Origin of the sequence: Marivita sp. GX14005 (assembly GCF_023370775.1) — a bacterium.
Taxonomy (GTDB): Bacteria; Pseudomonadota; Alphaproteobacteria; order Rhodobacterales; family Rhodobacteraceae; genus Marivita.
Map to the genome: position 1 here is coordinate 1 of NZ_JAMCCQ010000011.1, position 1,723 is coordinate 1,723.

Below are 1,723 nucleotides of genomic sequence, written 5' to 3' on the forward strand. Positions count from 1 at the left end.
TGATGTGAGGATGAGCGGACATGGGATGGGTGATGATGAGCGAACGCGAGTTGAACCGCGTGGAGGTTTTGGCGCAGGTCGATGATGGTCGGCTGAGCGTCGACAATGCGGCGAACATGTTGGACCTGACGCGTCGGCAGATATTCCGACTGTTGAAGCGGTATCGTCAGGACGGAGCTTCGGCGATCCGGCACAAGTCGCGCGGTCGTGCGCCGAACAACCAGATCCATGCTGCGAAGCGTGACTACGCGCTGGCTCTGATCAAGGAGCGGTATCCGGATTTCGGGCCGACGCTTGCGGCGGAGATGTTGGCCGAGCATCACGGGTTCAAGGTCTCGCGCGAGACGGTGCGCAAATGGATGTCCGATGCCGGACTCTGGCTTTCCCGCAAGCAGCGCCGGACGTTTCACCAGCCGCGCTTGCGGCGTGAATGTTTCGGCGAGCTGATCCAGATCGACGGCTCGGATCACCGATGGTTCGAGGACCGCGCGCCGCCCTGCACGCTGCTGGTGTTCATTGATGACGCCACCAGTACTCTGATGGAGCTTCGGTTCGTGAGGTCGGAGAGCACGTTCAGCTATTTCGAGGCGTTGGAGGGGTATCTCCGGAACCACGGCCGCCCCATCGCCTTTTACAGCGACAAGCACACGGTGTTCCGCGTAGCCAAGGAAGATGCAAAGGGCGGCGCGCGGATCACCCAGTTCGGCCGCGCGCTGAGCGAATTGAACGTCGAGATTTTGTGCGCCAATTCGAGCCAGGCCAAGGGCCGTGTCGAACGCGCGAACCGCACGTTGCAGGATCGCCTCGTCAAGGAACTGCGGCTCGCGGGCATCTCCGACATGGAGGCTGGAAACGCCTATTTGCAAGGTTTCAAGGAGCGCCACAACGCCAAGTTCGCCAAGGCCCCGGTCAAGCCTGACAACCTGCACCGCGCGCTGAATGTCGAGCCGGATCGGCTGGCGGATGTCCTGTGCTGGCGCGAGAACCGCTATGTCGGCAAGCAGCTGACATTCTCCTACGACCGCAAGCGCATCATGCTCGAAGAGAATGACATCACGCGCGGGCTGGTTGGCAAATACGTCGACACCTTCGCCTTTGTGGATGGCCGGTTCGAGGTGCGCTCAAAGGGCCGTTCCCTGCCCTACAAAGTCTTCGACATGGATCAGCGTGTGACGCACGCGGCGATCACGGACAATAAACGTCTCGGCGCAGTGCTGGAGCATATCAAAGAGATGCAGGACGCCGCGCCGCCCAAGCCGAAGGTGCGGACAAACTCAGAGAAGATGGGATACAAACCGCGCGATCGAAAGCCTGGCCGTCCCTCCGGATCGCAGGCCAGGAAGAAGATTGCGCACGCCGCGGAATGACCCCAGGCTTCCCGGCATGGATGCCGAAGACGACCCGGAGATCATATTCTCCGAACATACGCAGACCGTCACCATCGACGGCCATCGATTCGACGTCGAGATTTACAAGACCAGCATCCACCCCGGCCGGGTCCTGCCAGCCGAGAACCAATTCGGCACGTTGACGGTTTCGGACACCCCGCCCTTCTCCGGGGATGTCCTCGCCTGGCGCGCCTTCGAGGAACTCCTGCGCGAGGAAGGCATCGAAGCGTTCCACAACAAGAAAGAATGCCGCGAGCCGGGTCTATAAACTGCCCCCGCAAAGCCAGCCAGGGCTGCGATAGCTGAGGTCTCCGCCCTGCCGGGCTTTGCTCCAC

General features: G+C 61.4%; 2 protein-coding genes. Both read left to right on the plus strand.

Going from position 1 to position 1,723, the window contains the following annotated elements:
- Nucleotides 1–20: 20 nt before the first annotated feature.
- On the plus strand, nucleotides 21–1,367 hold the full coding sequence (locus M3465_RS17010) for an ISNCY family transposase (protein WP_249502895.1): 1,347 nt from the start codon (nucleotides 21–23) through the stop codon (nucleotides 1,365–1,367).
- 16 nt (nucleotides 1,368–1,383) lie between these two features.
- Nucleotides 1,384–1,656 (plus strand): hypothetical protein, encoded by a 273-nt coding sequence (locus tag M3465_RS17015; RefSeq protein WP_249502896.1) that lies wholly within the window; start codon nucleotides 1,384–1,386, stop codon nucleotides 1,654–1,656.
- Nucleotides 1,657–1,723 lie beyond the last annotated feature (67 nt).

What these genes read in the sequence shown, in the direction of transcription:
- M3465_RS17015 (WP_249502896.1), top strand. Translation starts at nt 1,384, where the DNA reads ATGGATGCCGAAGACGACCCGGAGATCATATTCTCCGAACATACGCAG.
- M3465_RS17010 (WP_249502895.1), top strand. Translation starts at nt 21, where the DNA reads ATGGGATGGGTGATGATGAGCGAACGCGAGTTGAACCGCGTGGAGGTT.